This is a genomic window from Pseudomonas sp. 05N434 (genome assembly GCF_056396965.1).
In genome coordinates, this window is record NZ_JBFTMK010000375.1 from 1 (window position 1) to 4997 (window position 4997).

Genomic DNA, 4997 nt, shown 5'->3' on the forward strand with positions numbered 1-4997 from the left:
GGGTGGAGCAGGGCATCCTCGAGTCCCGACTGAAGCTGCAACAGCACAGCGAGGAATACCAGAAGGAAGTCCGCAGCCAACTGGCCGACGCGCAGCTCAAAAGCGTGACCCTGGAAGAGCAGCTGACTTCCGCCGGCTTCGACCTGCAACACAGCGAAATCGTCGCCACCGCCGATGGCATTGCGGTCAACCTTGGGGTTCATACCGAAGGCGCGGTAGTACGCCAGGGCGAAAACCTGCTGGAGATTGTCCCGCAAGGCACCAGCCTGGAAGTGGAAGGGCACTTGCCGATCAACTTGATCGACAAGGTCGGCACGCACTTGCCGGTGGACATTCTGTTCACCGCGTTCAACCAGAGCCGTACCCCGCGAGTGCCGGGCGAAGTCAGCCTGATCTCCGCCGACCAAATGGTCGATGAGAAAACCGGTGCGCCGTATTACGTGCTGCGCAGCAGCGTCAGCGATCAGGCGATGGAAAAACTCAACGGCCTGGTGATCAAGCCTGGCATGCCGGCAGAAATGTTCGTGCGCACCGGTGAACGTTCACTCCTCAACTATCTGTTCAAACCGCTGCTCGACCGGGCAGGCTCCGCGTTGACCGAGGAATAAGGATGTTCGGTTGTATGAATAAGCTTTCCCTGCTCGCAGCGACCCTGGCGTTGCTGACGTGCAACAGCGCAATGGCCATGGGGCCGTTCGACATCTACGAGCAAGCGTTACGCAATGATCCGGTGTTCCTCGGTGCCATCAAGGAGCGCGATGCCGGCCTCGAAAACCGCGACATCGGCCGCGCCGGGCTGTTGCCGAGGCTGGGTTACAACTACAACAAGGGGCGTAACTCCTCCAAGGCCACCAATCTGAATGCCCGCGGTAACAGCCAGAGTGAAGATCGCAACTACAGCAGTTACGGCTCGACCCTGACCCTGCAACAGCCGTTGCTCGATTACGAGGCTTACGCTGCGTATCGCAAAGGCGTGGCGCAATCGCTGTTCGCCGATGAAAACTTCCGTGGCAAGAGCCAGGAACTGCTGGTTCGCGTGCTGGAGAATTACACCAAGGCGCTGTTCGCCCAGGACCAGATCGACATCGCGCGCGCGAAGAAAAAAGCCTTCGAGGAGCAGTTCCAGCAGAACGAGCAGATGTTCCGCCAAGGGGAAGGCACGCGCACCGACATCCTCGAAGCCGAGTCACGTTACGAGCTGGCGACCGCCGAGGAAATCGAGGCGCGGGACGAACAGGATGCGGCTCTGCGGGAACTGGGCGCCCTGGTGGGTGTAGCCGCCATCGACATTGGCGACCTGACGCCACTGGATCAGAACTTCCAGACCTTCACCCTGCAACCGGCCAACTACGACACCTGGCACGAGATGGCGGTGGCCAATAACCCGAACCTGGCTTCCCAGCGCCAGGCGGTGGAAGTGGCGCGCTATGAAGTCGAACGCAACCGCGCCGGGCACCTGCCGAAAGTCAGCGCCTACGCCTCGATGCGCCAGAACGAATCGGAAAGCGGCAACACCTACAACCAGCGCTACGACACCAACACCATCGGTATTGAAGTCAATATGCCGCTGTACGCCGGTGGTGGCGTCTCGGCCTCGACCCGGCAGGCCAGCCGCAACATGGAACAGGCTGAGTACGAGCTGGACGGCAAGACCCGGGAAACCTTGATCCAGCTGCGCCGCCAGTTCAGCGCCTGCCTGTCGGGGGTCAACAAGCTGCGCGCTTATCAGAAGGCCCTGACCTCGGCCGAAGCGCTGGTGGTCTCGACCAAACAAAGCATTCTGGGTGGTGAACGGGTCAACCTCGACGCATTGAATGCCGAACAACAACTATTTACCACCCGCCGGGATCTGGCGCAGGCACGCTACGACTATCTGATGGCCTGGACCAAATTGCATTACTACGCCGGCACCTTGAACGAACAGGACTTGGCCAAGGTGGATGAGGCGTTCGGCCAGGGCGCGAGGGCACAGTAGCCGTTAGAAAACAGTGTGGCGAGGGAGCTTGCTCCCGCTGGGCTGCGAAGCAGACCCAATGGCGGTTGCTGCGCAACCGAACGGGAGCAAGCTCCCTCGCCACAGAATCACAGCAACACGTCGCCCCTGGGGCCTAGAACTCTAAAAACGCCAAGAAAGCGAGATTTCATGCACATGGACGTACAGATCAAGCCGATGTCGGTCGGCACGCTGCTGCTCTTGATTTCATCAGCGCCGGGTTCGGCCCAGGCGCAGTACCTGGAAACCGGCACCCTCGGTGACCCGGCCAGTTGGCGTTCGGCGGAGTTCCAGCGCGATTGGGGCCTGGGGCGGATGCAGGCCGATCAAGCCTATGCCGCCGGCATCACCGGCAAAGGCGTGAAAATCGGCGCGGTGGATTCCGGTTTCGATTCCAGCCATCCCGAATTCGCCGCCGACCGTTATCACGCCGTGACGGCCAGCGGCAGCTATGTCGATGGTCAAGCGTTCAACGTCGACGGCACGCTAAACGCCCAAAACGACTCCCACGGTACCCACGTCACCGGCACCATGGGCGCGTCCCGGGATGGCAGCGGCATGTACGGCGTGGCGTTCAACGCACAAATCTACGTCGGCAACACCAACAAGAACGACAGTTTCCTGTTCGGTCCCACCCCCGACCCGCGCTACTTCACAGCTGGACCTGAGCGGCAGCCTCGGTTGGCAGCACAACCTGAGCAACACCGATTCCGAAGAACACCTGGCGTTTGCCAGCGGTGGCGCACCGTTCGCGGTGCAGAGCTCGCCGCTGGTTCGTGATGCGGCGCTGGTGGGCGCCCATGCCTGCCTGGTCTCGAGTCGGGACATTCGGTTGAACCTCGATTACACCGGCCAACTGGCCAGCCGCGAGAAGAGCCATGGAGTAGGGCTGAGTCTCAATTGGCAGTTTTAGTAGCAGGACAAGACACGCCTTTGAAGGCCCAAGGATCTTTGCAACACAACTAAGGACGGTAGCTTGATGGATAACAAGTACAACAAACTTGCCTTGCTCTGTGCACTGGCAACCCTGGGCACCGCACACGCGGGACCCTACGTGGAAAACGGCAGGGTCGGTGACCCGAACAGTTGGCGCAGCGCGGAGTTCAACGCCGACTGGGGGCTGGGGGCGATCAACGCTCAGGATGCCTATGCGGCCGGTTACACCGGCAAAGGGGTGAAACTGGGGATCTTCGACCAGCCGGTCTACGCCTTGCACCCGGAGTTTTCCGGGGCCAACAAGGTAATAACCCTGGTCACCAGTGGCATCCGCGAGTACACCGATCCGTACATTCCGGTCAAAGCCGGGGACGCCTTTCTCTATGACGGTTCGCCTTCAGTAGGTTCCAACGGCAAACTCGGCGCCCACGGCACCCACGTTGGCGGGATCGCCGCGGGCAGTCGCGATGGCGGACCGATGCACGGCGTCGCCTTTGGCGCGCAAATCATCAGCGCTGACAACGGCGACCCAGGCCCGGAAGACGGCATCATCCGTGGCAACGACGGCGCGGTGTACAAGGCCGGCTGGGACGCCCTGATCGCCAGCGGCGCGCGGATCATCAACAACAGCTGGGGCATCGGCATCACCGACCGCTTCGACCTCGGAGGCCGGGACCCGGCATACCCGCACTTCACCGTGCAGGACGCGCAGCTGCAATTCAACGAAATCCAGACCTTGCTCGGGACCAAACCCGGCGGCGCCTACGACGGCGCCATTGCGGCGGCCCGCAGCGGCATCGTCACGATCTTCGCCGCCGGCAACGACTACAACCTCAACAACCCGGACGCCATCGCCGGCCTCGGTTACTTCGTCCCCCAGATCGCGCCGAACTGGATGACCGTCGCCGCGTTGCAGAAGAACCCGGACATCAACAGCCCCGACCTCTACACCATCAGCACCTTCTCGTCGCGCTGCGGCTACACCGCGAGTTTCTGCGTGTCGGCACCGGGCAGCCGCATCTATAGCTCGATCATCAGTGGCACCAATGCCGATAACCTGACCACCGGCTACGCCAACTACAACGGCACCTCGATGGCGGCGCCGCACGTTGCCGGCTCGGTAGCAGTGTTGATGGAACGCTTCCCGTACATGACCGGCGCGCAAGTTGCCAGCGTGCTGCGCACCACCGCCACCGACCTCGGCGCACCCGGCGTCGACGCACTGTACGGCTGGGGCATGATCAACCTGCGCAAAGGCATCGATGGCCCGGCGATGTTCGTCACCGAGCAGGACATTCACGAGGAGTTCCGCATCAACGGCGCCTACGGCTCCAGCCAGTTTGTCGCGGACTTGCCGGGTATCGGCGCGATCATCGATGCTGGCAAACCCACCGAGCGCGTGTGCAATGACGTGCATTGCGGGCTCGACTATTGGCGTAACGACATTTCCGGCCATGGCGGCCTGACCAAGCAGGGCATCGGCACGCTGGTGCTGACCGGCGCCAACACCTACACCGGCCCGACCCTGGTCAATCAGGGCCGATTGGCGATCAACGGTTCGCTGCTGTCGGCCGTCACCGTCAACAACAGCGGCATCCTTGGCGGTAACGGCAGCATCGCGGCACTGACCGCGAAAAGCGGCGGTACTGTAGCCCCCGGCAATYCCATCGGCACCTTGCAGGTGGCGGGCGACGTGACCTTCGAACCTGGTTCGACCTACGCCGTAGAACTGTCGCCCACCAGCAGCGACCGGATCATCGCCGGCGGCAAGGCGATCATTGACGGCGCAACGGTCAGCCTGTCGCTGGAAAACAGCCCGACGCTGCTGACCACCGGCGAGGCGAAAACCCTGCTCGGCAATCAGTACAACATCCTGCAAGCGGCCGGCGGAATCGAAGGGCGCTTCGGAGCAGTGCTGCCGGATTACCTGTTTATCGGTGGCACCCTCGACTACGCGACCAACGGCATTCAACTGGCCGTCGAGCGTAATGCGACGTCCTTCACCAGCGTTGGCCAAACCCCGAACCAACGCGCCGTGGCCGCTGCCGCCGAGCAACTGGGCGCAGGC

General features: G+C 62.2%; 4 protein-coding genes and 1 pseudogene. All 5 read left to right on the forward strand.

Going from position 1 to position 4997, the window contains the following annotated elements; genetic code table 11:
• Positions 1–608 (forward strand): beta-barrel domain-containing protein (locus AC1DLB_RS20985; RefSeq protein WP_477785572.1); only part of this gene is annotated, 608 nt, incomplete at its 5' end.
• A gap of 2 nt (positions 609–610) precedes the next feature.
• Positions 611–1975 carry a TolC family outer membrane protein gene (locus AC1DLB_RS20990; protein ID WP_138867582.1) on the forward strand — a complete coding sequence of 455 codons (1365 nt, stop codon included), beginning with the start codon at positions 611–613 and terminating at the stop codon, positions 1973–1975.
• Positions 1976–2149: 174 nt separating this feature from the next.
• Positions 2150–2653: pseudogene (locus tag AC1DLB_RS20995) on the forward strand (S8 family serine peptidase); the annotation flags it as partial.
• Positions 2541–2906: an autotransporter domain-containing protein gene (locus AC1DLB_RS21000; protein ID WP_477745496.1), complete on the forward strand. Its 366-nt coding sequence runs from the start codon at positions 2541–2543 to the stop codon at positions 2904–2906. The pseudogene AC1DLB_RS20995 and the gene AC1DLB_RS21000, both read left to right, overlap by 113 nt.
• A 66-nt stretch (positions 2907–2972) precedes the next feature.
• Positions 2973–4997, forward strand: a 2025-nt coding sequence (locus AC1DLB_RS21005; protein ID WP_477785573.1) for a S8 family peptidase, incomplete at its 3' end; no start/stop codon positions are given.